This is a genomic window from Anabaena sp. CCY 9402-a (assembly GCF_963920945.1).
In the GTDB taxonomy this organism is placed as follows: Bacteria; Cyanobacteriota; Cyanobacteriia; order Cyanobacteriales; family Nostocaceae; genus Trichormus; species Trichormus minutissimus.
The window spans coordinates 1-986 of the sequence record NZ_CAWUDL010000201.1; the positions used below are offsets into that span (position 1 = coordinate 1).

Sequence of the window (986 nt, forward strand, 5' to 3'; positions counted from 1 at the left end):
ATGACCATCGCAGTAGGACGCGCCCCCAGTAGAGGGTGGTTTGACGTACTAGACGACTGGTTAAAGCGCGATCGCTTCGTATTCGTAGGCTGGTCAGGAGTATTATTATTCCCCTGCGCCTTCCTCGCACTAGGCGGTTGGCTGACCGGCACAACCTTCGTCACATCCTGGTACACCCACGGACTAGCCTCATCATACCTAGAAGGGGCAAACTTCCTGACAGTAGCAGTATCTACCCCCGCCGACAGCATGGGACACTCCCTGTTGTTGTTGTGGGGACCAGAAGCGCAAGGCGACTTCACCCGTTGGATTCAACTAGGTGGATTGTGGCCTTTCGTAGCCCTACACGGAGCATTTGGCTTAATTGGCTTCATGCTGCGTCAATTTGAGATTGCGCGTCTAGTAGGCATCCGTCCTTACAACGCCCTAGCATTCTCCGGCCCCATCGCGGTATTCGTCAGCGTCTTCTTGATGTACCCCTTGGGACAATCATCCTGGTTCTTCGCACCCAGCTTTGGTGTAGCTGCCATCTTCCGCTTCTTATTATTCCTCCAAGGTTTCCATAACTGGACACTCAACCCCTTCCACATGATGGGAGTAGCAGGGATATTAGGTGGAGCATTATTGTGTGCCATCCACGGTGCAACCGTAGAGAACACCCTATTTGAAGATGGTGAAGGCTCAAACACCTTCCCTGGCTTCAACCCCACCCAAGCCGAAGAAACCTACTCAATGGTGACAGCAAACCGTTTCTGGTCACAGATTTTCGGGATTGCATTCTCCAACAAACGCTGGTTGCACTTCTTCATGTTGTTTGTGCCAGTGACTGGTTTATGGATGGCATCTGTCGGGATTGTGGGTTTAGCCCTCAACCTCCGGGCTTATGACTTCGTATCGCAAGAATTACGCGCTGCCGAAGACCCAGAATTTGAAACCTTCTATACCAAGAACATTTTGCTGAATGAGGGTATCCGCGCTTGGATGGC

General features: G+C 51.7%; 1 protein-coding gene. It reads left to right on the forward strand.

Features of this window, described 5'->3' with window-relative positions; all coding sequences use genetic code 11:
* Window positions 1–986: photosystem II D2 protein (photosystem q(a) protein) (gene psbD / locus ACM0OR_RS28290; protein WP_414579725.1), on the forward strand; the 986-nt coding region annotated here is incomplete at both ends.